Source organism: Deinococcus gobiensis I-0 (genome assembly GCF_000252445.1).
GTDB classification, from domain to species: Bacteria; Deinococcota; Deinococci; order Deinococcales; family Deinococcaceae; genus Deinococcus; species Deinococcus gobiensis.
On record NC_017790.1, the window covers coordinates 2875189 to 2901112 of the forward strand.

General features: G+C 72.9%; 28 protein-coding genes. 17 read left to right on the forward strand and 11 right to left on the reverse strand.

All coding sequences use genetic code 11. The features are described 5' to 3' along the window. Positions 1-9: 9 nt before the first annotated feature. On the reverse strand, positions 10-477 hold the full coding sequence (locus DGO_RS13795) for a GNAT family N-acetyltransferase (RefSeq protein WP_043802509.1): 468 nt from the start codon (positions 475-477) through the stop codon (positions 10-12). 29 nt (positions 478-506) lie between these two features. Beyond that, the gene (locus DGO_RS13800; RefSeq protein WP_043802512.1) at positions 507-3065 is read right to left on the reverse strand and encodes a heavy metal translocating P-type ATPase; all 2559 of its coding nucleotides are present in this window, start codon (positions 3063-3065) and stop codon (positions 507-509) included. A 119-nt stretch (positions 3066-3184) separates the two neighbouring features. On the opposite strand from DGO_RS13800, the gene DGO_RS13805 reads away from it, so the two are divergent. The 3 genes from DGO_RS13805 to DGO_RS13815 are packed head-to-tail and all read left to right on the forward strand — an operon-like array spanning position 3185 to position 4316. Further along, positions 3185-3391: a CopZ family metallochaperone gene (locus DGO_RS13805; RefSeq protein WP_043802514.1), complete on the forward strand. Its 207-nt coding sequence runs from the start codon at positions 3185-3187 to the stop codon at positions 3389-3391. Beyond that, positions 3388-3999, forward strand: a complete 612-nt coding sequence (locus DGO_RS13810) for a DUF305 domain-containing protein (RefSeq protein WP_226991381.1) — start codon at positions 3388-3390, stop codon at positions 3997-3999. The genes DGO_RS13805 and DGO_RS13810 overlap by 4 nt, the downstream gene beginning before the upstream one ends. Beyond that, positions 3996-4316: a metal-sensitive transcriptional regulator gene (locus DGO_RS13815; RefSeq protein ID WP_014686129.1), complete on the forward strand. Its 321-nt coding sequence runs from the start codon at positions 3996-3998 to the stop codon at positions 4314-4316. The genes DGO_RS13810 and DGO_RS13815 overlap by 4 nt, the downstream gene beginning before the upstream one ends. A 41-nt stretch (positions 4317-4357) precedes the next feature. On the opposite strand, the gene DGO_RS13820 is transcribed toward DGO_RS13815, so the two are convergent. From DGO_RS13820 to DGO_RS13830, 3 genes are read right to left on the reverse strand one after another with little or no spacing between them, the layout of a single operon-like run. Then, the gene (locus DGO_RS13820) at positions 4358-5611 is read right to left on the reverse strand and encodes a vWA domain-containing protein (RefSeq protein ID WP_043802517.1); all 1254 of its coding nucleotides are present in this window, start codon (positions 5609-5611) and stop codon (positions 4358-4360) included. After that, positions 5608-6474: an AAA family ATPase gene (locus DGO_RS13825; RefSeq protein WP_043802521.1), complete on the reverse strand. Its 867-nt coding sequence runs from the start codon at positions 6472-6474 to the stop codon at positions 5608-5610. Before DGO_RS13825 ends, DGO_RS13820 begins: the two co-directional genes overlap by 4 nt. Position 6475: 1 nt before the next feature. Then, positions 6476-6940 (reverse strand): SRPBCC family protein, encoded by a 465-nt coding sequence (locus tag DGO_RS13830; RefSeq protein ID WP_014686132.1) that lies wholly within the window; start codon positions 6938-6940, stop codon positions 6476-6478. A 101-nt stretch (positions 6941-7041) separates the two neighbouring features. Here DGO_RS13830 and DGO_RS13835 point away from each other — a divergent pair, with 101 nt between their 5' ends. Together DGO_RS13835 and DGO_RS13840 are read left to right on the forward strand one after the other, a co-directional pair. Beyond that, positions 7042-7695, forward strand: coding sequence for a nucleotidyltransferase family protein (locus DGO_RS13835; protein WP_050920821.1), 654 nt, complete (start codon positions 7042-7044; stop codon positions 7693-7695). Positions 7696-7771: 76 nt separating this feature from the next. Then, the gene (locus DGO_RS13840; protein WP_014686134.1) at positions 7772-8701 is read left to right on the forward strand and encodes an alpha/beta hydrolase; all 930 of its coding nucleotides are present in this window, start codon (positions 7772-7774) and stop codon (positions 8699-8701) included. Between the two features lie 162 nt (positions 8702-8863). Here the strand turns inward: DGO_RS13840 and udk are convergent, their stop codons facing one another. After that, positions 8864-9490, reverse strand: a complete 627-nt coding sequence (gene udk / locus DGO_RS13845) for a uridine kinase (RefSeq protein WP_083847302.1) — start codon at positions 9488-9490, stop codon at positions 8864-8866. Further along, the gene (locus tag DGO_RS13850) at positions 9487-10554 is read right to left on the reverse strand and encodes a Glu/Leu/Phe/Val dehydrogenase family protein (RefSeq protein WP_014686136.1); all 1068 of its coding nucleotides are present in this window, start codon (positions 10552-10554) and stop codon (positions 9487-9489) included. Before DGO_RS13850 ends, udk begins: the two co-directional genes overlap by 4 nt. Before the next feature lie 276 nt (positions 10555-10830). Between DGO_RS13850 and DGO_RS13855 the strand changes: the two genes are divergently transcribed. The 6 genes from DGO_RS13855 to DGO_RS13880 all read left to right on the forward strand — a co-directional run bounded on the left by DGO_RS13855 (position 10831) and on the right by DGO_RS13880 (position 17498). After that, a complete protein-coding gene (locus DGO_RS13855; RefSeq protein ID WP_014686137.1) occupies positions 10831-12252 on the forward strand; it encodes an E3 binding domain-containing protein in 1422 nt (473 codons plus the stop codon). 193 nt (positions 12253-12445) lie between these two features. Next, positions 12446-13663 carry an adenylosuccinate synthase gene (locus DGO_RS13860; protein ID WP_014686138.1) on the forward strand — a complete coding sequence of 406 codons (1218 nt, stop codon included), beginning with the start codon at positions 12446-12448 and terminating at the stop codon, positions 13661-13663. Between the two features lie 103 nt (positions 13664-13766). After that, positions 13767-14393, forward strand: coding sequence for a GTP cyclohydrolase I FolE (gene folE / locus DGO_RS13865; protein WP_050920822.1), 627 nt, complete (start codon positions 13767-13769; stop codon positions 14391-14393). Positions 14394-14534: 141 nt separating this feature from the next. Continuing rightward, positions 14535-15518, forward strand: coding sequence for a protein-methionine-sulfoxide reductase catalytic subunit MsrP (msrP, locus tag DGO_RS13870; protein WP_043802529.1), 984 nt, complete (start codon positions 14535-14537; stop codon positions 15516-15518). After that, complete coding sequence (locus tag DGO_RS13875) at positions 15518-16195, forward strand: protein-methionine-sulfoxide reductase heme-binding subunit MsrQ (protein ID WP_083847303.1); 678 nt, start codon at positions 15518-15520, stop codon at positions 16193-16195. Before msrP ends, DGO_RS13875 begins: the two co-directional genes overlap by 1 nt. Before the next feature lie 154 nt (positions 16196-16349). Then, positions 16350-17498, forward strand: a complete 1149-nt coding sequence (locus DGO_RS13880; RefSeq protein WP_043802532.1) for a prepilin peptidase — start codon at positions 16350-16352, stop codon at positions 17496-17498. Positions 17499-17543: 45 nt separating this feature from the next. On the opposite strand, the gene DGO_RS23330 is transcribed toward DGO_RS13880, so the two are convergent. Further along, on the reverse strand, positions 17544-17732 hold the full coding sequence (locus DGO_RS23330) for a hypothetical protein (protein WP_145975337.1): 189 nt from the start codon (positions 17730-17732) through the stop codon (positions 17544-17546). Positions 17733-17877: 145 nt separating this feature from the next. Here DGO_RS23330 and DGO_RS13885 point away from each other — a divergent pair, with 145 nt between their 5' ends. Then, positions 17878-18585 carry a queuosine precursor transporter gene (locus DGO_RS13885; protein ID WP_014686143.1) on the forward strand — a complete coding sequence of 236 codons (708 nt, stop codon included), beginning with the start codon at positions 17878-17880 and terminating at the stop codon, positions 18583-18585. 12 nt (positions 18586-18597) lie between these two features. Here DGO_RS13885 and DGO_RS13890 read toward each other — a convergent pair whose 3' ends face one another. After that, positions 18598-20466: a menaquinone biosynthesis decarboxylase gene (locus tag DGO_RS13890; protein ID WP_014686144.1), complete on the reverse strand. Its 1869-nt coding sequence runs from the start codon at positions 20464-20466 to the stop codon at positions 18598-18600. A gap of 168 nt (positions 20467-20634) precedes the next feature. Between DGO_RS13890 and DGO_RS13895 the strand changes: the two genes are divergently transcribed. Both DGO_RS13895 and DGO_RS13900 read left to right on the forward strand, forming a co-directional pair. Continuing rightward, positions 20635-21396: a transporter substrate-binding domain-containing protein gene (locus DGO_RS13895; RefSeq protein WP_014686145.1), complete on the forward strand. Its 762-nt coding sequence runs from the start codon at positions 20635-20637 to the stop codon at positions 21394-21396. A gap of 72 nt (positions 21397-21468) precedes the next feature. Then, positions 21469-22140: an amino acid ABC transporter permease gene (locus DGO_RS13900; protein ID WP_014686146.1), complete on the forward strand. Its 672-nt coding sequence runs from the start codon at positions 21469-21471 to the stop codon at positions 22138-22140. 84 nt (positions 22141-22224) lie between these two features. Here the strand turns inward: DGO_RS13900 and pyrE are convergent, their stop codons facing one another. Further along, the gene (gene pyrE, locus DGO_RS13905; protein WP_226991382.1) at positions 22225-22860 is read right to left on the reverse strand and encodes an orotate phosphoribosyltransferase; all 636 of its coding nucleotides are present in this window, start codon (positions 22858-22860) and stop codon (positions 22225-22227) included. Positions 22861-22997: 137 nt separating this feature from the next. Between pyrE and DGO_RS13910 the strand changes: the two genes are divergently transcribed. The 3 genes from DGO_RS13910 to DGO_RS13920 all read left to right on the forward strand — a co-directional run bounded on the left by DGO_RS13910 (position 22998) and on the right by DGO_RS13920 (position 25393). Beyond that, a complete protein-coding gene (locus tag DGO_RS13910) occupies positions 22998-23750 on the forward strand; it encodes an RNase H family protein (RefSeq protein WP_014686148.1) in 753 nt (250 codons plus the stop codon). A gap of 71 nt (positions 23751-23821) precedes the next feature. After that, complete coding sequence (locus DGO_RS13915) at positions 23822-24013, forward strand: hypothetical protein (RefSeq protein ID WP_014686149.1); 192 nt, start codon at positions 23822-23824, stop codon at positions 24011-24013. Between the two features lie 33 nt (positions 24014-24046). Next, the gene (locus DGO_RS13920) at positions 24047-25393 is read left to right on the forward strand and encodes a M20/M25/M40 family metallo-hydrolase (protein ID WP_014686150.1); all 1347 of its coding nucleotides are present in this window, start codon (positions 24047-24049) and stop codon (positions 25391-25393) included. Between the two features lie 12 nt (positions 25394-25405). Here the strand turns inward: DGO_RS13920 and DGO_RS13925 are convergent, their stop codons facing one another. Next, a complete protein-coding gene (locus DGO_RS13925) occupies positions 25406-25897 on the reverse strand; it encodes a hypothetical protein (RefSeq protein ID WP_145975338.1) in 492 nt (163 codons plus the stop codon). Positions 25898-25924 lie beyond the last annotated feature (27 nt).

A 25924-nucleotide genomic window follows, 5' to 3' on the forward strand; every position in this document is an offset into this window, starting at 1 on the left:
TTTGGGCCGCTACTCGGTGTCCAGCTCCAGCGCGTAACACAGGCTGTTCTCGACGCCCACGTAGTAGCCGTAGTTGGGAATGCGGGTAAAGCCCGCCGATTCGTACAGCCCGATGGCCTCAGGCTGGCCGTCGCCGGTTTCCAGCACCAGCCGCCGGTAGCCTGCCGCGCGGCCCTGCGCGACCAGCTCGGTCAGGACGGCGCGCCCCAGGCCCCGCCCGCGCGCCTGCGGCACGGTGTACATGCGCTTGATCTCGGCCTCTTGTGCGTCCAGGCGTTTCAGGGCCCCGCAGGCGAGCAGCTCGCCGCCCTCCTCGGCCACCACGAGCACCGAGCCCTCGCCCGCCAGAACGGAGGGGTCGAAGGGCTCGGTGCGCTCGTCGGTGTCGGCGTACAGCGCCCGCAGCTCACGCTGCTGCGCGGTCATGAGGGCGGTGGCGCGGGGGTCGGCCGGGGACAGGCGCTGAATCCGGGACATGGCCCAGGGTAAAGGAAAGGGCCGGCGGCTCAGGCGTTCCGGGGGACGGGGCGGCCCACCGGGGCCTCCTGCGGCGCGGCGGGCGGCAGGAGGGGCCGGAACGACCGCAGGCGCAGGGCGTTGCTCAGAACGAAGACGCTGCTCAGGCCCATCGCGGCGGCGGCCAGCACCGGCGAGAGGGTGAGGCCCAGAGGGGCCAGCACGCCCGCCGCCACCGGGATGAGGGCCACGTTGTAGGCGAAGGCCCAGAACAGGTTCACGCGGATGTTGCGCAGCGTGGCCCGCGAGAGCGCGACCGCGTTGGGCACGCCGCGCAGGTCGCCCGACATCAGGATCACGTCGGCGGTCTCGACGGCCACGTCGGTGCCGGTGCCGATGGCCACGCCCACGTCGGCGCGGGCCAGGGCGGGCGCGTCGTTGATGCCGTCCCCGACGAAGGCCACCCGGCGGCCCCCGGCCTGCAACCCGGCGACGGCGTCGGCCTTGCCGCCCGGCAGCACCTCGGCCAGCACGCGGCGCACCCCGACCTCGGCAGCCACGGCCTCGGCGGTGGCGCGGGCGTCCCCGGTGATCAGGGCGACCTCGCTGCCCTGCGCCCCCAGGGTCCGGATGGCCTGGGCGCTGCCGGGCCGCACCGGATCGGCCACGCCGAGCAGCCCCGCGAGCTGGCCGTCCACCGCCATGAAGACCGGCGTGCGCGCCCCGGCGGCCAGCGTATCCGCCTGGGCGCCCAGGTCCCCGACCTCCACACCCAGTTGCGTCATGAAGCGCGCCGCGCCGATCTCGACCCGCCGGCCCTCGACCGTGGCCCGCAGGCCGTATCCAGGCAGGGCCTCGAAGTCGTGGGCCGCCGGGACGCCCGCCCCCGCCGCCCGCTCGATGGCGCGCGCCAGCGGGTGCTCGGAGGGACCCTCGGCGGCGGCGGCTACCCGCAGCAGGCTTTCGGGGGTCCAGCCGGGGGCGGGGCGTACATCGGTCACCTCGGGCTGGCCGCGCGTCACCGTGCCAGTCTTGTCGAGGGCCACCACGTTCGCCGCGCCCAGGCCCTCCAGCGCCGCGCCGCTGCGGAACAGCACGCCCAGCGCCGCCGCCCGCCCGCTGCCCACCATGATGCTGACCGGCGTGGCGAGGCCCATCGCGCAGGGGCAGGCGATGATGAGGACCGCCACCGTGTGCACGAGCGCGCGTGCCAGTGCCCCCTCGCCGCCCACGAGCATCCAGGTCAGGAAGGTCAGCGCGGCGATGACGAGCACGACCGGCACGAACACCGCCACCACCCGGTCCGCGAGGCCCTGGATGGGCGGGCGGCTGGCCTGCGCGTCCTCGACGAGGCGCACGATGCGCGCCAGGGCGGTGTCCTCACCGACGCCGGTCGCGCGGAAGGTCAGCGCCCCGCTGCCGTTCACCGTGCCGCCGGTCACGGCCGCGCCAGGAGTCTTCTCGACCGGTACGCTCTCGCCGGTCAGCATGGACTCGTCCACATAGGAGCGGCCCTCGACGACCTCGCCGTCCACCGGCAGCCGCTCGCCCGCCCGCACGAGCACGAGGTCGCCCACGCGCACGTCGCCGGGCACCAGTTCCAGCACCTCGCCGCCCCGGCGCACCCGCGCGCTGCCGGGTTGCAGCGCCAGCAGGGCGCGCATGGCCCCGGCGCTGCGGCCCTTGGCGACCGCCTCGAACAGTTTGCCGAGCAGAATCAGGGTGATGACCACGCCCGAGGCCTCGTAGTACACGTGCGCGCTGCCCGCCGGAAAGAGGCCAGGGGCCAGCGTGACGAGCAGCGAGTACCCGAAGGCCGCCGACGTGCCCAGCATGACCAGCGTGTTCATGTCGGGGCTGCCGTGGCGCAGCGCCGCCCAGCCGGTGCGGTAGAAGCGCCGGCCGGGGCCGAACTGCACCGGGGCCGCGAGCGCGAGCATCGCCCAGTTCATGGCGCCCTCGCCCACGTTCGCCAGAAGCCACATGTGCAGCGGCATCCACAGCATCGGGAGCATGGAGAGCAGCAGCAGGGGCACGCTGAATACGGCGGCGAAGGCGACTGCCCGGCGCAGCGAGGCGATCTCGGCGGCGCGGCGCCCGCGTTCGGCATCCAGACGGGACTGGGCCTGGGAGGCCGGGGCCTGCTCGGGGGCGGCCGTCACCTGCGTCACCTCCTCCGGCACCTCGTAGCCCGCGTCCCGGACCGCGCCGCGCAGGGCCTCCGGGCCAGCCGCGTCCGGCAGGTACACCACGTGGGCACGCTCGGTGGCGAGATTCACGGTGGCTTCCTGCACGCCCGGCACCTTCTTCAGGCCCCGCTCGACCCGCCCCACACACGCGGCGCAGGTCATCCCGCCGACCGCGAAGGAGAGTTCGGCGGTCCGGGCAGGCTCCGGCCGGGGCAGCCGCGCCTCGTAGCCGATGTCCCCCACGGCCTGCGCCAGCGCCTCGGGGCTGGTGAGGCCAGGGTCGTAGGCCACACGGGCGCGCTCGGTGGCGAGGTTCACGGCCACGGCCTCCACGCCCGGCACCTTCTTCAGGCCGCGTTCCACCCGCCCTACACACGCGGCGCAGGTCATCCCGCCGATGTCGAAGTCCAGGGTCGTCATACTTCTATGCTATCCCCCCAGGGAGGGTACGGCAAGCCTCATGGCAACAACTCTTATGGAGAGATTCTTAAGGGTCATTTCTTCTTGACACCCTCCCCCCCTGGATTTACCCTGACTCCATGACCACTGAACTGAACATCACCGGGATGAGCTGCGGGCACTGCGTGAAGGCGGTCGAGAAGGCGCTGACGGCCGTGCCCGGCGTGGAGGCCGCGCAGGTGGACCTCGCCCAGGGCCGCGCGACGGTGCAGGGCGCCGCCGACCCACAGACCCTGATCGCCGCCGTGCAGGAGGAGGGCTACAGCGCGCAGGTGGCGGGCGCGTGAGGGGGGCGCGGCTGGCGCTGCTGGGCACCCTGCTGACGGGCGCGGCGCTGGCCGGGGGCCGGGAGCCGGGGCCGGTCGGGACGCCGGGCGCGCACGATATGGCGGGGCACGGCATGCCCATGTCCGGGTCCATGTCCGGCCTGTCCATGACCGCCATGAACGCGCAGATGCTCGCGGAGCTGCGTCCCCTCTCGGGCCGCGCCTTCGACATCCGCTGGACGCAGCTGATGGGCATGCACCACCGCATGGCCGTGGAGATGGCCCGGACCGAACTGGGCCGGGGCCGCGCCCCCCGCGTGCAGGCGCTGGCCCGGCAGATCGTCGCCGAGCAGAGCGCCGAGCTGACGCGGATGGCCGGCTGGCTGCGGACCTGGGGCGCCACCGAGGACTCCATGCCCATGCCCCACATGATGCCCCCGGCCGCCGGCGACACCGACCGCTGGTTCCTGGCCGAGATGATCCCCCACCACCAGGGCGCGGTAGACATGGGCCGCCTCGTGCCCGCGCGGACGCAGACGGCAGAGGTGCGGACGCTGGCCGCGAGCATCGTCCGCTCGCAGAGTGCCGAGATCGCGCAGTTCCGGGCGCTGCTGCGGGGACAGCCATGAGCGCCGGGCCGGAAGCGGACGCGGCCTGCGGGGCCCACGCCGATCACCTGTGCATGCCGACCGAGGCCCGCAAGCGCGCCATGCGCCGCCTGAGCATCGCGCGCGGGCACCTCGACAGCATCGTGCGGATGCTGGAAAAGGACGACGTGTACTGCGTGGACGTGCTGCGCCAGATCAAGGCCGTGCAGGGCGCACTGTCGGGCGCGGGCGACGTGGTGCTGCGCGGGCACCTGGAAACCCACGTGGCGACCGCCCACGAGCGCGGAGACACGACCGAGATCGTCGAAGAACTCATGGAAGCGCTGCGCTACCGCTGAGGTGCCCACAGCCCCTCCTTCCCACGCGGGAGGAGCGCTGTTCATCGGCGCCGCAAGGCCGCCGGCAGCGCGAGCAGGTCGGCCAGCCCCGAGGCGGGCAGCAGCGCGTCGAGGTGCGGCAGGGCCGCCGCCACCGCGCGCTGTACCGGCCGGTAGCCGGGCAGCCCGGCCAGCGGCGAAAGCCACACGACCAGCCCCGCCCGGGCGGCGAGGTCGCGCATGGCGCGGCGCACGAGGTCGGGATCACCCGTGTCCAGCCCGTCGCTGAGGATGAGCAGCGCCGTGTCGGGCGTCACGCGGGCGCGCTCGTCGCGGGCGAGGCGCAGCAGGCTCTGGCCGATGCGGGTGCCGCCGCCCCAGGCCCCGGCCTCCTGCGGCAGCGCCAGCGGGGCGCCGGGGGCCGCGCCGCGCAGCCGGGGGGTCAGGCGCACGAGGTCGGTGCTGAACACGTAGACCTCGACCCGCCGGGCGCGCAGGTGCAGCGCCTGGGCAAAGCGCAGCAGCAGCGCGGCGTCGCGGCCCATGCTGCGGCTGCCGTCCAGCACGATCAGGACGCGCGCCTGTGTACGCGGCCGCCCCAGCCAGCGCAGCCGCGCCGGGTCGCCCCCGGTGCGCGCCGCCGCCCGCAGGGTGCGCCGCAGGTCCAGCACCCGCCCGCGCGCCTGCGGCACCCGCCGGTGCCGGGGGGCCAGCCGCAACGCTGCCAGAAAAGCCCCCGCCGCCCGCAGCAGCGTGCCCAGATCGTCGGGGGGCAGCGCCCCTTCCCCGCCCGCCCCCGGCTGATCGCTGAGCCGGGCGAACTGCACCGGGGCGGGTGGGCCGTCCTGCTCGGCGTCCGGCCCCAGCTGCGGCGCCCCGGCAGCACCGGGCATGGCGTCGTCGGCTGCCACAGGAGGCGGCTCGGGCAGGTCGCGGGGCGGGGCCGGCGCGCCCTCCTCCTGGGCCGGTTCGGGCCGGGGCGCGCCGGGCTGCGGCTGCGCCGGGCCGGGTTCGGGCACGCCGGGGGCCGCCGAGGGCAGGGTCGGCAGCTCGGGCGGCGGCAGGTCGCCGGGCAGAAACACGGCCGCGAATTCGGCGTCGAACACCCGCAGCTCGGCGCGCGAGGCACACAGCACGGCCCGCAGCGCGGCGCGCACCTCGCGCACGCGGCCCAGGTCCACCACACCCAGCGCCCGCAGGGCGTCACCGACCTCGCCGGGGCCGATCAGAAAGCCGTGCCGGGTACGCAGCCGCGCGGCGAGGCGCAGGACCAGGGCCGGCACGGCTTCCGGCGACAGGGGGGCCGGCCCGGTCATTCCGGGCGCGCGAGCTGGCGCTCCAGCAGCGGGGCCGCGAGCTGGGCGTCCTCGCGCAGTTTCAGGACCGCGCCCAGGGTCGTGTGCAGGGCGTGGGCGTCCAGCGTCTCATAGCCCAGCACCGAGAGCGCCCGCGCCCAGTCCAGCGTCTCGGCCACGCCGGGCGGCTTGCCCAGCGGCAGCTCGCGCAGGGCGTGGACCGCCCGCGTGACCCCGGCGGCCAGCGCCGCCGTGACCTCGGGCAGCCGGGCGCGCACGATCTCCAGCTCCTGCGCGCGGCTGGGGTACTCGACCCAGTGGTACAGGCAGCGCCGCCGCAGCGCGTCGCTCAGTTCGCGCGCGCGGTTGCTCGTCAGGACGACGTGGGGCCGGGTGCGCGCGGTGATGGTCCCCAGTTCCGGCACCGTGACCTGCCACTCGGCGAGCAGTTCGAGCAAGAAGGCCTCGAAGGCGTCGTCGGCGCGGTCCACCTCGTCGATGAGCAGCACCGGGGGCACGTCCTCGCTGATGGCCTGGAGCAGCGGCCGGCGCATCAGGAAGTTTTCGCCGTACAGCTCGGCGTCGCTCGGCTCGCGGCCCGTCGCCTCGGCGCGGCGCAGGTGCAGCAGCTGCCGGGCGTAGTTCCACTCGTACAGCGCGGCCTGGGCATCGAGGCCCTCGTAGCATTGCAGCCGGATGAGGCGGGTGCCCAGCACGTCGGCCAGGGTCTTGGCCGCCTCGGTCTTGCCGACCCCGGCGGGACCTTCGAGCAGCAGGGGCCGCCCCAGCAGGGTCACGAGCCGCAGCGCGGTGCCCAGCGCCTCGCCCGCCACGTAGCCGCGCGCGCGGAAGGCGGCGTTCAGGTCGGGGGGCGCGGCGTCCACCCTAGGCCAGCGTCCCCGAGGCGGCCTCGACACTGGCGCTCATGTTCTGGAAGGTCTTCTGGATGAGCTTCTGGGCCTGCGCGTCGAGCAGCCGCCCGCCCACCGTCGCCACCGGCCCGCGCATGGTGGCGTCGCCGGTCCAGTCGAGGGTGGTCGTGCCGTCGCCGTTGTCCACGACGGTCGCCCCGGCCAGCAGGTCCACGACACTGCCCAGACCCCCGCCGTTCACCTTGACGTTCACGCGCCCCGCGTCCTCCTCGGGCTGCACCTCGATACCGAACCTGAACTTGCCGCGCACCATCCCCACGCCGACCTGCACGGTGGCGTCCATGTGGGTGGCGTCCCTGACCTGCACGTCCTGCACGTCGGGCAGGCAGCGCGCCACGCGCTCGGGGTCGCGCACGAAGGCCCAGACGGCGGCGGGCGGGGCCTTGACGTGTTCCTGGCCGGAATAGTTGAGTTTCATCGGGGGCACCTCCGAATGGGGGCGGGGACGGGCGGGCACGGGAGCGGGCCGGGAGTTGTGCGGTACGCCGATTGTACCGGGCGCGGGCCTAGCATGTCGCCATGCTTCTCCCTGCGCCTTCTCCTGTCCCCCACCGGCTCGGCGTGCTGCTCGCGGCCGGGCGCAGCACGCGCATGGGCACGCCCAAACAGCTCGCGCCGCTCGGCGGTCAGGCGCTGTGCCGCCACGCGGCCGGGGCGCTGGCGGCCGGGGGTTACGGCGCGCTGCTGGCCGTCGTGCCCCCCGGCGAGGTCGGGGCGGCCGTGCGCGCGGCGCTGGCGGGGCTGCCCTTCGCCTTCACCGAGAACCCCGAGCCCGGGCGCGGGCTGGCCTCGTCCTTCCGGGCAGCGGCGGCGTGGGCGCTCGCGCAGCCCCGGCCCTTCGCCGCCGTGACCTTCGCGCTCGCCGACATGCCGCTGGTCACGCCCGCGACCCACGCGGCGCTGGCCGGGGCCTTCGCCGATACGGGCGCGCCCGCCGTCCTGGCCCGCTACGGCGAGGGCGAGGCGGCCGTCCATGCCCCGCCGCACCTGTTCCGGGCCGACCTGCTAGGGCGCGTCGCCGCGCTGCCCGACGCCGACCACGGCCCCCGCGCCCTGCTGCGCGAGTACGCCGCCAGCACGGTCACGGTGCCGCGCCCGGCCGCCGAACTGCTCGACGTGGACACGCCCGAGGCGCTGGCGCGGGCGCGGGGGCTGTTCGGCGCCTCAGACTGACGCCGGGTCACGCACATGAACGTTTGACCGGTTCCCCACTCCTGCACCGGCGACCCGGCTCCAGAACAATGGGCGCATGTCCACGCCTCCCCCTTCCCCACTGCCCGGCTTCACCGAGGGCGCGCAGGTCATCCATGTTCCGGGCGACCGGCCCCCGGTGGACGAATTCAGCCACGTCGTGTACTCGCAGGTCCGGAACGGCCCCGCCGTGCGCGCCCTGCACCTGATCCTGCTCGTGCCGCGCACCGGGGCGCCCAAGCCGGCCGTCGTGTACTTTCCGGGCGGCGGCTTCACCTCGGCCGCGCACGGCAAATTCTTCGAGATGCGCGCCGCGCTGGCCGCTGCGGGCTTCGTGGTCGCGGCGGCGGAATACCGCACCGTGCCCGACACCTTTCCCGCGCCGGTCGAGGACGGCAAGGCGGCCGTGCGCTACCTGCGGGCCCACGCCGCCGACTACGGCATCGACCCCGCGCGCATCGGCGTGCTGGGCGACTCGGCGGGCGGCTACCTCGCGCAGATGGTGGGCCTGACCGGGGACGAGCCGGCCTTCGACCGGGGCGACCACCTGGGCGAGTCCTCCGGGGTGCAGGCGGTCGCCACGCTGTACGGCATCTCCGACCTGCTGAACATCGGCGAGGGCTTCGGGGCCGACGTGCAGCGCGTCCACGCCTCGCCCGCCGTCACCGAGGCGCTGCTATTGCACGGCCCGGCCTTCGGCGACTCGGCGGGCGGGCCGGTGGACCGCGACCCGGCCCAGGCCCGGCAGGCCAGCCCGGTCGGCCACCTCGGCGGCCCCAAGCCCCCGTTCCTGATTCTGCACGGCAGCGCGGACCAGCTCGTGTCCCCGGTGCAGAGCCGTCAGCTCTACGAGGGCCTGCGCGGCGCGGGCCAGAGCGCCGAGTACCTGCTCGTCGAGGGCGCGGGCCACGGGGACGGGCCGTGGTATCAGCCGGAGCTGATCGGGCGGGTCGTGGCCTGGTTCGGCCGTCAGCTCGGGCGGGGCTGAAGAACGGCCGCCCACGAGTAGGGCTCACAGCGGTGTCCAGTTCCGTTGAGGGGCCGACTGCAAGCCCCTCAACTTCACTTCTGGCCGCTGTCCTTCTCGCTTGCCTACGCTGTTCGATTCAGAGGGACCAGGGACGACTCCTGGCCCCTTTGAACCCTGCTCTCAGACCGTCGCCTGGATGCGCGCGGCGAGCATATCCAGGGCCGGCTCGTTCATGCCGCCGTGCGGAATGATCACGTCGGCGTAGCGCTTGGTCGGTTCGACGAAGCTCAGGTGCATGGGGCGCACGAAGTCCAGATACTGCTCGATGACGCTCTCGGGCGTGCGCCCACGCTCCTGCGTGTCGCGCAGCAGCCGCCGGATGAACCGCACGTCGGCGTCGGCGTCCACGAAGACCTTGAGGTGCATGCGGTCGCGCAGTTCCTCGTCGTACAGCGCGAAGAAACCCTCCAGCACAACCACGCGCCCCGGCAGCACGCGGGTCGTGTGCGCCGAGCGGGTGTGCTGGGTAAAGTCGTATTCGGGCATCTCGATGGGCACCCCGGCCAGCAGCGCGTCGATGTGCTCGCGCAGCAGCTTCCAGTCGAAGGCCGCCGGGTGGTCGTAGTTGGTCTTGAGCCGCGCGGCGAAGGCCATGTCCGACTGGTCGCGGTAGTAGTTGTCCTGGTTCAGGACGGCCACGCCCTCACTGCCTACCGTCTCGATGACGCGCCGGGTGACGGTGGTCTTGCCGCTGCCCGAGCCGCCAGCCACGCCGATTACGAAGGCGGCCGCCTGGTGGGCGCTCACGCCGGCCCCAGGTTGCCGATGAGCTCGATGCGGCGCTCGGCCATGCGCCGCGCCACGAGGTGCGGGGCCTTGCCGGTCTGTTCGGCGACCGCCGTGATTCGGCCCACGGTGTGATAGACGCGCTCGGCCGCCTGCGCCGCGCCCAGACCGGTGGCTGCGGCGATCAGGCCCGCCGCGTTGATGGCAAAATCTGGCATATACACGATTCCCGCCTCCTTGACTGCTGCCTCGCCCCGGCGGGTCAGCGGATGATGTTCGCCGCCCGCGATCAGGCGACACTGTAACCGGGGCACGTCGGCGCTGCGGATGCTGTGCCCGTAGCCGCAGGGCGCCAGGATGTCGCAGGGCGTGTCCAGCAGGTCCCCCGCCGGCACCGCCACCCCGCCGACCTCGCCGGCCAGCGCCTGCGCCCGCTCCGGCCGCTCGTCGGCGACGGTCAGGCGCGCGCCCTCGCGGTGCAGCTGCGTGGCCAGCGCCCGGCCCACCGCGCCCGCCCCCAGTACGGCGACCCGTACCCCGCGCAGGCTCTCGCTGCCCAGGGCGTAGCGGGCCGCCGCCTTCATGCCCCGGTAGACGCCGTAGCCGGTCACGCTGCCGGTTCCGGCCGCCCCCGACTCCGCGAACGTGCCCGTGGCCTCGCCCGGGGCCATGTTCAGGGTGCCGGGCGTCTCCTGCGCCACGAAGGCGATGTCGGCCGCCGTGACCCCCACGTCGCCGGTCAGGACCACCCGCGTGTGCAGGGGCCGGACCTGACGTCCCAGCGCCCGGAACAGCGCCTCGCGGGCGTGCGGGTCCTCCACGCCGCCGGGCGGCATGAGCAGCACGCAGGCCCCGCCGCCGTGGTTCAGGCCCGCGAGCGCCGCCTTGAGGGTCAGGCTCTCCGAGAGGGCCAGCGCGCCGCGCACCGCGAGTTCCTCGTCCTGCTCGCGCAGGCGCACGCCCGCGATGGCCGGTCCCAGAACCGCCGAATGGATCGCCAGCACGGCCCGCAGGCCGCTGGGGGCGTGGTGGAGCAGGGACACGGCCTCGTGGCCGCGCGCCTGCATGTCGTCGAAGATCAGCATGGTCAGTGTCTCCCGGCCGCCGGAACGGGCGACAGGCCGCGCGCCGGGGCAAAAGCGCCCCAGCCTAGCGCATCCGGCAAAAGGGCGTGCGGGCGCGCGTGCAGGGCGCGGACTTTGCCCGCCCCGGCGCGCCCTGACGGCACAGAACATGAAAGAAGGCTGTCAGAGGCGGCGCGTCAGGCTGAGGAACGTGAAGGTTTCGCACCGTCGCATCATCAAGACCTGCCTGGCCGGCCAACACTGCACCTTTCGGCCGGGCAGGCGCAGGGGGAACGCATGGAACGCATAGCACCGCTGGCCAAGATCCTGGCTGAAGCGAACGGCATCGAGTGGCAGGGTCTGCACGGCAGCGGTGAGGGCGGCCAGATCGTCGAGCAGGACATTCTGGACTACCTCACCCGCGTCATGAGCGGTGAGGCCGATCCGCCGTCCACGCCCGTGGACGCCCCGCCGCCCGACTGGAACGGCGAGGACATCCCCGGCGGCGGCATGTTCGACGCCTCGGCCCTGAGCCGCGCGGGCGTGGACACCGACATCGCGCAGTTCGTCGAGCAGTCGCGCGCCCCCGCCGCGCCGGCCCAGAGCGGCCCGGTGTCGGCCGCCAGCGACTTCGAACTCGACGACGGCGAGGAAGACCTGCTGCTGCCCCCAACCCCGCAGCCCACGGCCCCGAGCGCGGTGGCCCCGGCGATGGCCGCCGCGCCGGCCCCGACCGCTGCGCCCATGCTGGGCCGCGCCGGCAGCGTGCCCACGCCGGCCACTCCGGCCACCCCGGTCCCCACCCCGGCCCCGGCGGCCCCCGCTGCGCCGGCCGGGGGCCTGGGCAACCTGCTCTCGCGCCTGTACCAGAAGCCGGCGGCCCCGGCCCCCGAGCCGGCTGCACCTGTGGCCCCCGTGATGCCCGCCGCCTCCGCGCCGGTGAGCCCCCAGCCGGTCGTCCCCCCGGTCATGGCCGAGCCGGTCCAGACCCCGGCCGCGCCCGAGCCGGTCGTGCCCACGCCCGTGCTGCCCGGGCCGGTCGCCATACCGGCCCCCGCCCCCACCCCGACCCCCGCACACGAAATCGCGGTGCCTGTGGTAACCGCGCCGACCCCGGTCTACACGCCCGCCCCCGCACAACCCGAACCCGAGGCCGCGAAGCCCGCTGCGCCTGCCATGCCCGCACCGGTCATGCCCGCCCCCGTCCCGGCGCAGCCCGCCGCCACGGTCCAGGCCCCCACCAGCGCCACGCCGCGTGACGCCGTGTGGTTCGGCACCTACCTGCGCCGCGAGGCGAACGTGACCGGATTGATGGACCTGCACGGCCAGCTGTCCGAGGCGCTGGGCCGCGAGGTACCGCTCGCGCTGCTGCTGGCGCGCGCCGCGCAGCACCACGCCGCCGCGCTGGGTCTGGACACCCTGGCGATTCAGGACGTGCAGGCCAGCCGCGTGCGCGCCGTGCAGCCGGGCAGCCTCCGTGAGGCGCTCGCGGGCCTCGACGGCGACTTCGGCGGCACGCCGGACCTGCTCGTCGTGGACGCCGGGGCGCTGGACCTCGACGACCTGCACTACCCGCATGCCCTGAGCCTGAGCGTGGGCCGCGTGCAGGGGGGCCGCGTGGGCCTGAGCCTCCAGGGCGACGTGGAACCCGACAAGGCCGCGCGTTTCCTGGCGGGCGTCGCCCAGACCCTCGAAAAGCCGGTCGTCCTGCTCATCTGAGCCCGACGCCCGCGCCGCCGGCCCCCGTCCCTGCGACCGGGGGCCGGCGCGGCTGTAGAGGCCGTCCAGACGGCCGCGGCGTTCCGCCGCCCCCACTTGCTACACTGAGGCACGGTGCCACGCGCCGTGTTTTTTTTTGTCGCCCGACCGGCGCAAAGAAGGGCAAGTCTGTGCGCGTGGCCGGAGGGCTGAGATGCCTGGAATTGCAATTATTGGGGCCCAGTGGGGCGACGAGGGCAAGGGCAAGATCACCGACTTCCTGGCACCCGGAGCGAAGTACGTCGTGCGCTACCAGGGCGGCGCGAACGCCGGGCATACGGTCACGGCGAAGGGGCAGACCTTCAAGCTGAACCTGCTGCCCAGCGGCGTGCTGCATCCCGGCACGGTGAGCATTCTGGGCGACGGCATGGTCATCGACCCGGCCAAATTCAGCGAGGAGCGCGCCAACCTCATCGCGGGCGGCCTGGAGCCGGAACTGCGGATCAGCGACCGCGCCCACCTCGTGCTGCCGCACCACAAGTATGTGGACGGCCGCAAGGATTTCGTGGGCACGACCGGACGCGGCATCGGCCCGGCCTACGCCGACCGCGCCCGGCGCGTGGGCATCCGCTTCGGGGACCTGGCCGACGACCAGACCCTGCGTGAGCGCGTGGAGCGGCTGCTGGAAGCCAAGCCCAACTCGACCCGCGAGGCCGGCTGGACCAGCGTGGACGTGGCGATGGAGGCCCTGGCCCCCACCCGCGAGGCGCTGGTGCCCTTCGTGCAGGACACGGGCGCGCAGTTGCGCGCCGCCCTGCACGCCGGAGAGAACGTGCTGTTCGAGGGCGCGCAGGCCACGCTGCTCGACCTGAACTACGGCACCTACCCCTTCGTCACGAGTTCGTACCCGACCGTCGGCGGCATCCTGGTCGGCGCGGGCGTGAACCACAAGGCCATCCACAAGGTGTACGGGGTCGCCAAGGCCTTCAACACCCGTGTGGGCCACGGCCCCTTCGTGACCGAGGTGACCGACGAGGCGGGCGTGCTGCGCCTGCGCGGCGACGGCTCCAAGCCCTGGGACGAGTACGGCACGACGACCGGCCGCCCGCGCCGCGTGGGCTGGCTCGACCTCGAACTGCTGCGCTACGCGGTGGAGGTCAACGGCTTCGACGGTCTGGTCATCAACAAGATGGACATTCTGGCGGGCCTGGACACCATCCCGGTGTGCGTGGGCTACGGCAGCGAAGGGCAGCCCGTCTACAAGCAGATGAAGGGCTGGGCCACCACCGAGGGGGCCGACAGCCGCGAAACGCTGCCCAGCGAGGCGCAGGCCTACCTCGACCTCATCGAGGAAACCGTGAACTGCCCGGTCGTGATCTTCTCGGCCGGTCCGGCGCGGGAGCAGACCTACGGCGCGGTGAGCTGGACCTAAACCCGCCCCCCACCCCCTTGCCCCCAGGCGCGCCCGGCGTACACTTGGGGGCGCTGCTCTGGCGGCCCGCACGCGCCGGCGGCCAGGGAGGAGGACCATCACCTTGAGCACAGAACCACACAGCCCCGTCCCGTCGGCGCGGAGCCGCGAGGACGGCCAGGAAGTGCCGGGCCTGAGCGGCCTGACCCGCGACTGGCTTTCGGCCATCGGGGAAGACCCGGAGCGCGAGGGCCTGGAGCGCACGCCCCACCGCGTCGCCAAGGCCTGGAGCTACCTGACCTCCGGCTACGAGCAGACCCTCCAGAGCGTGGTGGGCGAGGGCGTCTTCGCGTCCGAGGGCAGCGAGATGGTGATCGTCAAGGACATTGAGTTCTACTCGATGTGCGAGCACCACATGCTGCCCTTCTACGGCCGCGCCCACGTCGCCTACATTCCCGAGGGCAGGATTCTGGGCCTGAGCAAGTTCGCCCGCATCGTGGACCTGTACTCGCGCCGCCTCCAGGTCCAGGAGCGGATCACGACCCAGATCGCGGACGCCGTGCAGGACCTGCTCGCGCCGCAGGGCGTGGCCGTCCTGATGGAAGGGGTGCACCTGTGCATGGCGATGCGCGGCGTGCAGAAACAGAATTCCAGCACGACCACCTCGGCCATGCGTGGGCTGTTCCGCAGCGACGCCCGCACCCGCGCCGAGTTCATGAGCGCGGTCCAGGGCACCCTGCGCGGACGCTGAAGCGGGCCTGCGCACAGGGCCGGAGCCGGCCTCCGCCTTCCCCGGCGGGGGCTTCGTCGGCTTCAGGGGCAATTGGAAGCCCGGTCAGTGATCCGCGCGCGGCGCGGGCGCATACTTCCTGGCAAGAGGAGCCTGCTGACCATGCCGACCGACCCGGATGCCGTGCCCCACGAGAAGCCCAGCCGCGAACCCCGACCCCCTGTCCCCCCCTCGCGGCGGGAATTCCTGCGCTCGGCGGCGCTGTTCACCGGCACGGCCCTCGCCCTGGGCGGCGGCCTGGAACTGCTGACCCGCCGCCCCGGCGCCGTGAGCAGCGAGGAAGCCCCCGAACTCGCGCGGCCCGCGCGCCCGCTGGGACCCTACGACACCAGCGAGCCGGTCACGCCCTACGGGCAGGCGACCACCTACAACAACTTCTACGAGCTGGGCGTGAGCAAGGACGACCCGGCGCGCAACGCCTCGGCGCTGCAGGTGCGCCCCTGGACGGTCGAGATCGACGGCGAGGTCGAGAAGCCCGTGACGGTGGACATCGACAAACTTCAGTCGTGGTTTCCGCTCGAAGACCGCATCTACCGCATGCGCTGCGTCGAGGGCTGGTCCATGGTGATGCCGTGGCTGGGCTTTCCGCTCGCCGCCCTGCTGCGCCGGGTGCAGCCCACGGGCGAGGCCCGCTACGTGAAGTTCACGGCGATCAACGATCCGCAGCACCTGCCGGGGCAGCAGGAACCCATTCTGGACTGGCCCTACGTCGAGGGCCTGCGGCTCGACGAGGCGATGCACCCGCTGACCTTCATGGCGATGGGCCTGGACGGCAAGGTGCTGCTGCCGCAGAGCGGCGCGCCCCTGCGGCTGGCGGTGCCCTGGAAGTACGGTTTCAAGAGCATCAAGAGCGTCGTGCGCATCACCCTGACCGCCTCCCAGCCACAGACCACCTGGAGCCTCGCCGCGCCCGACGAGTACGGGTTCTATGCCAACGTGAACCCGGCGGTGCCGCATCCGCGCTGGAGCCAGGCGACCGAGCGCCGCATCGGCGAGCTGCGCCGGCGCGACACGCTGCCCTTCAACGGCTACGCCGAGCAGGTCGCGGGGCTGTACAAGGGCATGGACCTGCGGCGTTTCTACTGATGACCTCTTCACCTGCCTCGCCGGGGCCCGGCACGCCCGACCCCCTTCCTCCGCGCCGACCCACCCCGCGCGCCTCGCTGGACTGGCTGGTGCCGGCCGTGACCGTGGGCGGCCTGCTGCCCGCCGCCGTGCTGATCCTCGATGCCCTGGGGGGCGCGCTGGGGGCCAACCCCGTGCAGCGCGCCCTGCACCAGACCGGGCAACTGGCGTTGATCGTGCTGCTGCTGTCGCTGGTCTGCACGCCGCTGCGCAGGCTGACCGGCTGGACGTGGCCCGCGCGCGTCCGCAAGGCGCTGGGGCTGCTGGCCTTCTTCTACGCCCTGCTGCACTTCGCCATCTACCTCTTCGACCACGACTTCGCGCCGGGGCTGGTGCTGGCCGACGTGCTGGAGCGGCCCTTCATCACGGCCGGGTTCACGGCGCTGCTGCTGCTCGTGCCGCTGGCGCTGACGAGTACCCCCCAGAGCGTGCGCCGCCTGGGCTTCGCGCGCTGGACGCGGCTGCACCAACTGGTGTACGCCTCGGCGTGCCTGGGGGCACTGCACTACTGGTGGGGCGTGAAAAAGGACCACACCTCGCCGCTGCTGGCCGCGCTGGCCCTCGCCGCGCTGCTGGCCGCGCGCTGGCTGTGGCCGGCGGGCCGGAGTAGGGCAGGTCGCCGCGCCACTTCCCGCTGAGACGTGGCGACCCGCACTCCCGAAGCTCCACCCCCTCTCCCTCTGGCCCTGCGCCCGAGGTTTTTTATTCGTGCCCCAGGAGATGGGCAACCCTGCCCGGCAGGACGGCTGCCCTGACAGGTCCGTGTCAGGGGACCGCCCCTAGACTCCGGGGGTGAGTCTCGACGTTCTTCTCGTGGTGTTCGCTGGCGTGTTCGGCCTGCTCGTCGGGTCGTTCTCGAACGTGCTGATCTGGCGGTTGCCACGCGGCGAGAACATCGCCTTTCCGCCGAGCCACTGCCCGCACTGCGACCACGCCCTCGCGCCCAGGGACCTCGTGCCGCTGGGCTCCTGGCTGGCGCTGGGGGGCAAGTGCCGCTACTGCCGCGCGCCCATCAAGGCCCGCTACCCGGTCGTCGAGGCGCTGACGGGCCTGGGCTACGCGGTCATCGCGGCGCTCTTTCCCTTCACGGTGTACGGCGCGGCCCCCCTGGGCCTGATGGTGCTGTTCACGCTGCTGCTGGTGGGCAGCGCCATCGACCTCGACACCTACACCATCCCCGACGAGCTGACGCTGCCGGGCGTGGCGCTCGGGCTGCTGTTCGCGCTGGTCGGCGTGCGCGGCGCGGCCGAGGCGCTGCCCACCTTCGCCGGGGCGGTGCAGGGCGCGCTGCTGGGGGCGGGGGTGCTCGTCGCCATCGACCTGTTCGGGTCGTGGGTGCTGCGGCGCTTCCGCGAGCGGCAGTACCCCGACCTGCCCATCGGCTACCAGCAGATCGCGCTGGGGCTACTGGCCGGCGCGTGGCTGGGGCCCTGGGGCGGTCTGGCGGTGGCCCTGGTGTCGGCGGGCGTGAACGCCGTGGCCCGGCGGGTCGTGCGGATTCCCGAAGTGCTCACGCTGGGCGGCTTTCTGGTCAGCGTGGCGGTCGCGAGCAGCGGCGTCGGCCCTGGCCTCGTCGGCGCGGCGCAGGGCGGTCTGGCCGGGGCGGGGGCCACGTCGCTGGTCGCGGGCCTGTACTGGTGGTGGGCCCACCGCGCCCGGCGCGAGGACGACGCGGCCGACGACGGCGCCTACGACCCCAGCGCGATGGGCTTCGGGGACGTGAAGCTCGCCGCCGTGATCGGGGCCTTCCTGGGCTGGCAGAACCTGCTGCTGGCGGTCGTGGTGGCCGTGTTCGCGGGGGCCGTGTTCGGACTGGTGCAGGCGGCCCTCAAGCGGGGCAACCGGGTCAAGTTCGGCCCCTACCTCGCCCTGGGGGCGGTCGTGGCGATGCTGTGGGGCCAGCCGCTCGTCGGCAGCTACCGGGCGCTGCTGGGGCTGTAGGCCCGCCCGACCTGCACTGGCCCTCTCCCCCGGCGGGAGGGGGCCTCAGCTGTTCGGACGTACGGGTTCGGTGTCGCGCTCGGGCCCGGGCGGCCGGGCCTGCGCGCCGCCGCGCCGGGGTCTGGGACCGACCGGGACCGGCACGCCCGGGCCGTCGCCCTGATCGTCCGGCCGCCGGGGCACGCGGGGTTCGGTGACGAGCGACAGCCAGCGTCTCCAACCGCTAAGGTTCATGACCCAGCGTAAGCGGGCCGGGCGCGCCACGACTGTGAGCCGCCGCGACGCTGCGGGCCGCGCTCCGGTACACTCGCCCCGACCGGCCCGGAGAGGCGAGGTCCGGCCCCGGCCTGTTCCGCTGGCGCGCCGAGGAGGAACCGCCATGACCGACCCTGCCCCTGCACCCGCCCTCACGCCGCCCCGCTACCTCTCCGCCATCCAGGGGATCTTCGCGGTGGTCCTGGTGGTGTCCAACATCGCCTCGAGCAAGCTCGCCACCGTGCACCTCGCGGGCTGGGCGCCGACCTTCGACGGCGGCACCTTCCTGTTTCCGCTGACGTACATCTTCGGGGACGTGCTCACCGAGGTCTACGGCTACGCACGCTCGCGCCGGGTCATCTGGTTCGGGCTGGCGATGAACCTGTGCGCGGCCCTGGTGCTGGCGCTGGTCGCCGTGCTGCCCACCGCGCCCGGCACCGACGGCGGCCCCTTCAGCGCCATCTTCACGTTCGTGCCGCGCATCGTGCTGGCCTCGACCGCCGCCTTCTTCGTGGGGGAGTTCCTAAATTCCTACGTGCTGGCCAAGCTCAAGGTGGCTACGGCAGGCCGCTGGCTGTGGACGCGCACCATCGGCTCGACCCTCGTCGGGCAGGGGGCCGACACGCTGGTCTTCAGCCTGATCGCCTTCGCGGGTCTGCTGCCCACAGATCAGCTCTGGGGCCTGATCGCCTTCAACTACGTCTACAAGGTCGCCCTCGAGATCCTGCTGACCCCCGTCACCTACGGCGTGGTGGGCTTCCTGAAACGGGCCGAAGGCCGGGACGCCTACGACCGGCACACCGACTTCAACCCGTTCCGGCTGCGGGGCTGAGCGACCCGGCCCTCAGCGCCAGCGCTCCGGCAGGCCGTACACGTGCCACAGCGCGTCCACCCGGCGCACGACCTCGGGCGACATGGTGATCTTGGGCGGCCACTCGCGCACGAAGCCCTCCTCGGGCAGCTTGCGCGCGCCGTCCCAGGCGAGCAGTTCTCCCTCCTGCCGCACGTCGCGCTCGGGGTCGATATTGTTCAGGATGGTCCACCACACGTCCTGAAGGTCATTGACGTCGGTGTGCTCGTCCACGATCAGGAGGTGGCGCACGCCCGCCGCCGCCGGATGCGCGGCGAAGGCGGCGGCCAGCTCGCGCGCCTGCCCGGGCCGGGTCTTGTCGAGGGCCACCAGCCAGTAGCCGTCGGGCGTCTGGCGCTGGGCGACCACGCCCCCGAAGGTGGGCAGCCCGGCGGCGGCGCGCGGCGTGAAGGCCCCGGAAGCCGCGTCGGCCCCCACCGCGTCGGCCTGGGCCACGTCGCCCGCCTGGTCGTCGCGGCTGCTCGCGGCGCTGCCGATCTCCTCGGGACGCTTGGTGGTCGCGTCGATGATCAGTTTGCCGCCGTAGCCCCAGCCCCGGCTGGAGTGGTCGAGCACGTCGATGGGGCCGCGCGTGGTCAGGGTGTCGCGGCCCGGCACGGCCTTCAGGGCGACCTCGCGCCACACGGCGGCGAAGTCGTTGACCTTCACGTCCTCGTCCACGACCACGATCACCTTGGCGAACATCATCTGCCCCAGGCCGAACAGCCCGTTGGCGACCTTGTAGGCCTGCCCCGGATAGCCCTTCTTGATGCCCACCACCACGAGGTTGTGCGCGACCCCGGCGGGCGGCATGTGGTAGTCGGTGATCTCGGGGATGATGAGCTGCGCGGCCGGCAGGAACAGCCGCTCGGACGCCTCGATGAGGTAGGCGTCCTCCATCGGCGGGCGGCCCACGATGGTCGCGGGGTACACCGGGTCTCGCCGCATGGTGATCGCCGTGACGTGAAAGCGCGGGTACAGGTCGGGCAGCGTGTAGAAGCCGGTGTGGTCCCCGAACGGCCCCTCGACCGCCCAGTCCTCGGCCGGGTCCACGTAACCTTCGAGGATGAATTCGGCGTTGGCGGGCACGTCGAGGTCCACCGTCACGCCCTTCACGACCGGGTAGCGCTGCCCGCGCAGGTAGCCCGCCAGCGCCAGCTCGTCGAGACCGGGGATGGGCGGCAGGGGCGCGGTCGCCGCGTAGATGAGCGCGGGGTCGCCGCCGATGGCCACCGCCACCTCTAGCCGTTTACCCAGCCGCTTGGCCTTCTCCAGGTGCTTGGTGCCGGTCTTGTGGCGCTGCCAGTGCATGCCGGTGGTCGTCTTGTCCATGACCTGCATGCGGTACATGCCGATGTTGCGCTCGCCGGTCTCGGGGTCCTTGGTGATCACCAGCGGCAGCGTCACGAAGGGGCCGCCGTCCAGCGGCCAGCACTTCAGGACCGGCAACTTGTCCAGGTCCACCTCGTCGCCGCGCCACACGACCTCCTGCACGGGGGCCGAGCGGACCCGCCGGGGCAGCAGGTGCGCCGCGTCGCGCAGCTTGGTCACGTTGCCCAGCAGCCCCGCCACGCCGCCCGACCCCTTGAGGTCGATCAGGGCCTTGACCTTGGCGGCGAGGTCGTCGAGGTCCTGCACGCCCAGGCTCAGGGCGGTGCGCTCGCGGGTGCCCACCAGCCCGATGACGAGCGGGAAGTCGCTGCCGACGACGTTCTCGAACAGCACCGCCGGACCGCCCTTCTTGACCAGGCGGTCGGCGATTTCGGTGATTTCGAGGTCACGCGACACCGGCACGTCTACGCGCAGCAGTTCACCGCGACTTTCGAGCAGCTCCATGAACGACCGCAGGTCGGGAAAGGCCATGCGGCGAGCATAGGACGCGGGGGCCGGGGCAACCGTACCCGCGCCGCCCGAACCTGACGAAACGCTCAAGACGCTTTACTTTGCAAACCCTTTTAAATAATTGACAAAAGCGGTACACTAAAGAGGTTGGAGCGCGGCTGCCCCCCTGCCCGCTCCGGAGGACCCGACATGAAGAAGATCCTGACCCTGGGCCTGCTGGCCCTCGTAAGCACCAGCCTCGCCGCCACGACCGCCCCCACCCTGACCAAGGGCACCCTCAAGATCGGCATGGAAGGCACCTACCCGCCCTTCACCTACAAAGACGACAAGGGCGTCCTGACCGGCTTCGACGTGGACATCGCCAAGGCGGTCGCTGCCAAGCTGGGCCTCAAGGCCGAGTTCGTGCTGACCGAGTGGAGCGGCATCCTGGCCGGCCTCCAGGCCAACAAATACGACGTGATCGTCAACCAGGTGGCCATCACGCCCGAGCGCCAGAAGACCATCAACTTCTCCACGCCCTACGCCTACAGCCGCCCGCAGATCATCGTGCGCAAAGCCGGCAACTTCGATCCCAAGTCGCTGGCCGACCTCAAGGGCAAGCGCGTGGGCAGCAGCCTGGGCAGCAACTACGAGCGCGCGCTCAAGGCCGAGGGCGGCATCAACATCGTGACCTACCCCGGCGCGGCCGAAATCCTGGCCGACCTCGCCACCGGGCGCATCGACGCGGCGTACAACGACCGCCTGCTCGTGGGCTACCTGACCAAGTCGCAGAACCTGCCCATCCGCGGCGCGGGCGTGAGCAGCGAGAGCGAGTCGGTCGCCATCGCCCTGAAGAAGACCAACCCCGGCCTCAAGACCGCCATCGACAAGGCGCTTCTCCAGATCAAGGCGGACGGCACCTACGCCAAGATCAGCCGCCAGTGGTTCGGTCAGGACGTAAGCAAACCCTGATCTTCACGCAGGCCCTCCCTCCCCATCTGACATGCTGGGGAGGGTTGTTCTTGCCCCGGAGGCCAGGTCATCATGGAACAGTTTCAACTCGTGCTGCAAAGCGCCCTGGACGCGCTGCCGACCCTGCTCCGGGCCACGCCGACCACGCTGGGCTTCGCGCTCGCGGCGATGCTGCTGGGCCTGCCGCTGGGCTTTCTGGTGGCGCTGTCGCGGCTCTCGCGTTTCGCGGCGCTGCGGGGGATCAGCAGCGTCTTCGTGTCCTTCATCCGGGGCACGCCGCTGCTCGTACAGATTTTCGTCATCTACTACGGTCTGCCCAGCCTGGGCCTGACCCTCAACCCGGTGGCGGGCGGCGTGATCGCCCTGACCCTGAACGCCGCCGCCTACCTCAGCGAGACGATCCGCGCGGCCATCCTGAGCATCCCCAAGGGCCAGCGCGAGGCCGCGACCAGCCTGGGCCTGAGCGGCTCGCAGACCATGCGCCTGATCGTGCTGCCCCAGGCGGCTCGCGTGGCGCTGCCCAGCCTGAGCAACACCCTCATCGGGCTGGTCAAGGACACCTCGCTCGTGTCGGTCATCACGGTGGTCGAGTTGCTGCGCAGCGCCCAGCTCGTGATCGCGCGGACCTTCGAGCCCTTCGGGCCGTACCTCGCCGCCGCGCTGATCTACTGGGTCATCAGCAGCCTGCTCGAACTCGTGCAGCGCGCGCTGGAACGCCGCTTCGCGCGTGGGGCCACCGCCTGAGCCGGAGCGGCCCCCAGCCCTTGCGGCGGCCCGCGCGGGTCAGGTCAGGCTCGGGCGGTGGCCCGGCCTGACTCCAGGCCCTGCTCAGATCTCGCGCAGGGGGCGCTCGGCCAGCCAGCCGGGCACCTCGTGGGCGGCGTAGGTCTCGAAATGCAGTTCCTTGAGGCTCATCAGGGGGTAGCCGGCCAGCGGCCCCGTCTCGGCGCGGCGGTCGATGATGCAGCACAGGCCCACGCACTGCGCCCCGTAGGCCTCGACCGCGCGCACGGCGCGCAGCAGGCTGCCCCCGGTGGTGAGCACGTCCTCGACCGCCACGAAGGTCTCGCCCCGGCGGATCTCGAAGGCCTCGCGCAGCTTCATGCCGCCCTGACCGTCCTTCTCGGCGAAGAGGCCGCGCACCTCGGGCAGCGTGTCCGAGAGCTGCCGGGCGACCTCGTAGGCCAGCGTGACGCCGCCCATCGCCGGGCCGACCACGAAATCGGGCCGCAGCCCCGCGTCCAGAATCTGGCGGGCCATCGCGCCTCCGAGCTGCGTCATGGCGCGCGGGTGCTGGAGCAGCGTCGTGGACTGGAGGAAAAACGGCGACTGCCGGCCCGACGCGAGCAGGAAGCGGCCCTCGTGGAAGGCCCCGGCCTCCCGGTACAGGGCGAGCACGTCCAGCTCGGCCGTGGGCTGCTCGGGCATCGGATTCGGGGCGGACTGCTCGGGCGACTCGGTCATGGGCGCAGTATCGCACTGCGGGTGTCGCGGGCCGGTCAGGGCGGGACCGAGGCCGAGAGGACAATCCGCCTTCGCGCCTATTCTCTCCCCCACCCCCCCGGCGTAGACTGCGCCCACTTGTCCAGGAGCCGATGCCTTTGAACCACGCTTTCGTAGACGCCAGCTGGCAGGAGCAGCCCGACGGCCAGGGTCTGGGCGGCTGGGGGCTGGTGCTGCTGCGGCCCGGCCAGCTCGCCGCACGCTACCAGGGCCAGCTCGACGCGCCCGACAACAACGCCGCCGAACTGCGCGCGGTGCTCGAAGCCGTGCGCGCGGCCCCGGCCGGCGAGCCGCTCACCGTGCACACCGACAACCAGGCCGTGATCATCGCGGTGTCGCGCGGACGCGGGCCGCAGGGCCTGACCGAGGCGAGCCGCGAGGTCCACGAGGAGTCGGGGGACCGGGGCCTGAGCCTGCGCGCCAAGTACGCGCCGCGCACCGGCCGCCACATGCAGAGCGCCCACCTGCTCGCCAACGACGCCCGCAAGGGCCAGGGCACGGCCAGCCTGAGCCTGCCCCAGACCGACGTGCTCATCGAGCAGCGCCCGGTCGGCCCGGAGACTGGCGGCCCCGAGGCGCGCGTGAGCCTGCGCCGCGTGGGCGAGCGGGTCACGGCGCACGTGCCGCTCGATCCCCTATCGCCGCTGCCGCCCAGTGCCCAGGCGCTGCTGGCCGCCGTGGGGCTGGCCCGCCCCGGCGAGCACCTGACCGTGCGGCGCGCGAGCAAGGTCGCCCAGGCGCTGTGGCACCGGCCCGAGCGGGCGCTGCCCGGCGCCTACCCGGCGGTGGCCCAGGCCCGCACCCAGGCCGACGAGCAGGGCGTGCAGGTCGAATTCCTGGGCGTGGGCTAGGCGCCGGACCGGGGGCGACCACGTTCGGCGCGGCAATGAAACTGTCAGACCCGGGCCTTTAGGCTCGGTCCATGTTCGGCCGCCGCGTGCCCCCCAACGTCGTCTTTCTGCTGAGTCTGCTGCTGGCGGTCGTCTGCGGGCTGGTCGCCTACCGCGCCCTGAGCGCCCAGAGCTGGGTCACGGGCGTCATCGCGCTCGTGCTGGCGGTGTGGTTCGCCGTGGACGCCGTGCGCTCCTACGGCTGGAGCAGACGCAAACCCTGACCCACCCCGAAACGGCGGTGCTAGCCTGCCCGCATGACCTCGCCCGACCTCGCGGCCCACATAGAACGCGGCCTGACCGACCTGCGCGACCTCGTGAAGATGGAGAGCGTCTCGGCGCAGGGACGGTCGCTGCCCGAGACGGCCGCCGCCGTGCGCGCCCTGCTGGAGGCGGAAGGCTTCGCCGTGCGCGAGTACCCCGGCCACGTCGCCCCGGTGCTCGTGGCCGAGGCGGGCCCCGAGGACGCCGAATTTACCCTGCTGATCTACAACCACTACGACGTGCAGCCCGAAGACCCGCTGGAGCTGTGGGACAGCCCGCCCTTCGCCCTGACCGAGCGGGACGGCCGGCTGTACGGGCGCGGCGCCTCGGACGACAAGGGGGAGTTCGTGTCGCGCCTCGCGGGGCTGCGGCTGGCGCGCGAGCGGGCGGGCGGCCCGCTCCCCCTGCGCGTGAAGTGGCTCGTCGAGGGTGAGGAGGAGGTCGGCAGCCCCAGCCTGGACGCCTTCGTGCGGGAGCACGCCGCCGAGCTGAAGGCCGACGGCGTGTGGTGGGAGTTCGGCTCGGTGACGCCCGAGGGCCGCCCGGTGCTGTACGCGGGCCTCAAGGGCATCGTGTGCGTCGAGCTGCGCTGCCGCGTGGCCGACAGCGACCTGCATTCGAGCAACGGCGCGGTCGTGGACAACCCGCTGTGGCGCCTCGCCTCGGCGGTCGCCAGCCTGCGGGACGAGGGCGGCACGGTCCTCATTCCCGGCTTCCACGACGACGTGCGCCCGCCCAGCGACGCCGACCTCGCGGCGGTCACGGCGCTGTCCGGCGGCGGCGAGACGCTGCGCGACACCTACGCCGTGACCCGGCCCCTGGGCACACCCGCCGAGTACCACCACCGCCTGAACCTTAAGCCGGTCGTGAACGTGAACGGCTTTCACGGCGGCTACGGCGGTGCGGGCAGCAAGACGGTGCTGCCGGCCGAGGGCATGGTCAAGCTCGACTTCCGGCTGGTGCCCGACCAGGACCCGGCGCGGGTGGTCACGCTGCTGCGCGCGCACCTGGACGCCCAGGGATTCGGCGACATCGAGATCGTCGAGCTGGAGACCCACCAGTTCCCCGGCCGCAGCGACCTGGAGGCCCCCTTCGTGAAGACGGCGGTGGCCGTGGCGCGCGAGGTCTACGGCCAGGAGCCGCTGCTCAACCCGTCGAGCGGCGGCAGCGGCCCCATCCACCCCTTCATGGCCTATGTGGGGGCGCCGGTCGTGGCGCTGGGCATCGGCAACGTGGGCGGGCGGGTCCACGCGCCGAACGAGAACATCCTGCGCCGCGATTTTGGACGCGGCGTGGAGTACGCGGCGGCGCTCATGACGGCTCTGGCCGGGCAGGACTGAGGCCCGAACCCCTCAGCGGCTTCTGCCGCAACTTCCGCCGGGGGGCGGCGTGCAGCGGCCGTCGCTGATGCTCAGCCGCCCCCGCGCGTCCCCGACAATATCCAGTACGACCGGCTGACCGGGGTATATCTCCTGAAGGCTGGTGCTCCGTGTCTGGCCGGTGACGACCCGCAGCACCAGCGTTCCGGCAGCGGGCAACCGCCCGGTCCAGCGAAGCTTCTCGCCGGGCCGGACAGGGCGGCTGTCGAGCGTCAGCACAGTGCCGTCCGGGAGTGCCTGGGTGACCAGAATGACGAGTGTTCCGTCATCGGGGCGAAACGTTGCGCGCAGCAGGTCCACCCGCACCTCGAAGGGCACCGTCGCCGTCCCGGTCGGAGAGATCCCGAGTCGCTGGATCTGCGGAAACAGATCGAACGCCGGTCCGCTGCCCGTCGCCGGGCCGTCTCCTCCCCCGGCCAGGGCACAGGACGCGGCGAGGGCGAGGGCCAACATCAGGGGACGCATGGCCCCACCGTACCCGGTCGCCGGGGC

Excerpts from the sequence above, each read along its gene's own strand:
- DGO_RS13900 (WP_014686146.1), top strand. The coding sequence starts at position 21,469 with ATGGAACAGTTTCAACTCGTGCTGCAAAGCGCCCTGGACGCGCTGCCG.
- msrP (WP_043802529.1), top strand. The coding sequence starts at position 14,535 with ATGCCGACCGACCCGGATGCCGTGCCCCACGAGAAGCCCAGCCGCGAA.
- DGO_RS13815 (WP_014686129.1), top strand. The coding sequence starts at position 3,996 with ATGAGCGCCGGGCCGGAAGCGGACGCGGCCTGCGGGGCCCACGCCGAT.
- DGO_RS13805 (WP_043802514.1), top strand. The coding sequence starts at position 3,185 with ATGACCACTGAACTGAACATCACCGGGATGAGCTGCGGGCACTGCGTG.
- DGO_RS13800 (WP_043802512.1), bottom strand. The coding sequence starts at position 3,065 with ATGACGACCCTGGACTTCGACATCGGCGGGATGACCTGCGCCGCGTGT.
- DGO_RS13895 (WP_014686145.1), top strand. The coding sequence starts at position 20,635 with ATGAAGAAGATCCTGACCCTGGGCCTGCTGGCCCTCGTAAGCACCAGC.
- DGO_RS13915 (WP_014686149.1), top strand. The coding sequence starts at position 23,822 with ATGTTCGGCCGCCGCGTGCCCCCCAACGTCGTCTTTCTGCTGAGTCTG.
- DGO_RS23330 (WP_145975337.1), bottom strand. The coding sequence starts at position 17,732 with ATGAACCTTAGCGGTTGGAGACGCTGGCTGTCGCTCGTCACCGAACCC.
- DGO_RS13925 (WP_145975338.1), bottom strand. The coding sequence starts at position 25,897 with ATGCGTCCCCTGATGTTGGCCCTCGCCCTCGCCGCGTCCTGTGCCCTG.
- DGO_RS13860 (WP_014686138.1), top strand. The coding sequence starts at position 12,446 with ATGCCTGGAATTGCAATTATTGGGGCCCAGTGGGGCGACGAGGGCAAG.
- DGO_RS13920 (WP_014686150.1), top strand. The coding sequence starts at position 24,047 with ATGACCTCGCCCGACCTCGCGGCCCACATAGAACGCGGCCTGACCGAC.
- DGO_RS13795 (WP_043802509.1), bottom strand. The coding sequence starts at position 477 with ATGTCCCGGATTCAGCGCCTGTCCCCGGCCGACCCCCGCGCCACCGCC.
- pyrE (WP_226991382.1), bottom strand. The coding sequence starts at position 22,860 with ATGACCGAGTCGCCCGAGCAGTCCGCCCCGAATCCGATGCCCGAGCAG.
- DGO_RS13835 (WP_050920821.1), top strand. The coding sequence starts at position 7,042 with ATGCTTCTCCCTGCGCCTTCTCCTGTCCCCCACCGGCTCGGCGTGCTG.
- DGO_RS13875 (WP_083847303.1), top strand. The coding sequence starts at position 15,518 with ATGACCTCTTCACCTGCCTCGCCGGGGCCCGGCACGCCCGACCCCCTT.
- DGO_RS13830 (WP_014686132.1), bottom strand. The coding sequence starts at position 6,940 with ATGAAACTCAACTATTCCGGCCAGGAACACGTCAAGGCCCCGCCCGCC.
- DGO_RS13855 (WP_014686137.1), top strand. The coding sequence starts at position 10,831 with ATGGAACGCATAGCACCGCTGGCCAAGATCCTGGCTGAAGCGAACGGC.
- DGO_RS13840 (WP_014686134.1), top strand. The coding sequence starts at position 7,772 with ATGTCCACGCCTCCCCCTTCCCCACTGCCCGGCTTCACCGAGGGCGCG.
- DGO_RS13885 (WP_014686143.1), top strand. The coding sequence starts at position 17,878 with ATGACCGACCCTGCCCCTGCACCCGCCCTCACGCCGCCCCGCTACCTC.
- DGO_RS13890 (WP_014686144.1), bottom strand. The coding sequence starts at position 20,466 with ATGGCCTTTCCCGACCTGCGGTCGTTCATGGAGCTGCTCGAAAGTCGC.
- DGO_RS13820 (WP_043802517.1), bottom strand. The coding sequence starts at position 5,611 with ATGACCGGGCCGGCCCCCCTGTCGCCGGAAGCCGTGCCGGCCCTGGTC.
- DGO_RS13850 (WP_014686136.1), bottom strand. The coding sequence starts at position 10,554 with ATGCTGATCTTCGACGACATGCAGGCGCGCGGCCACGAGGCCGTGTCC.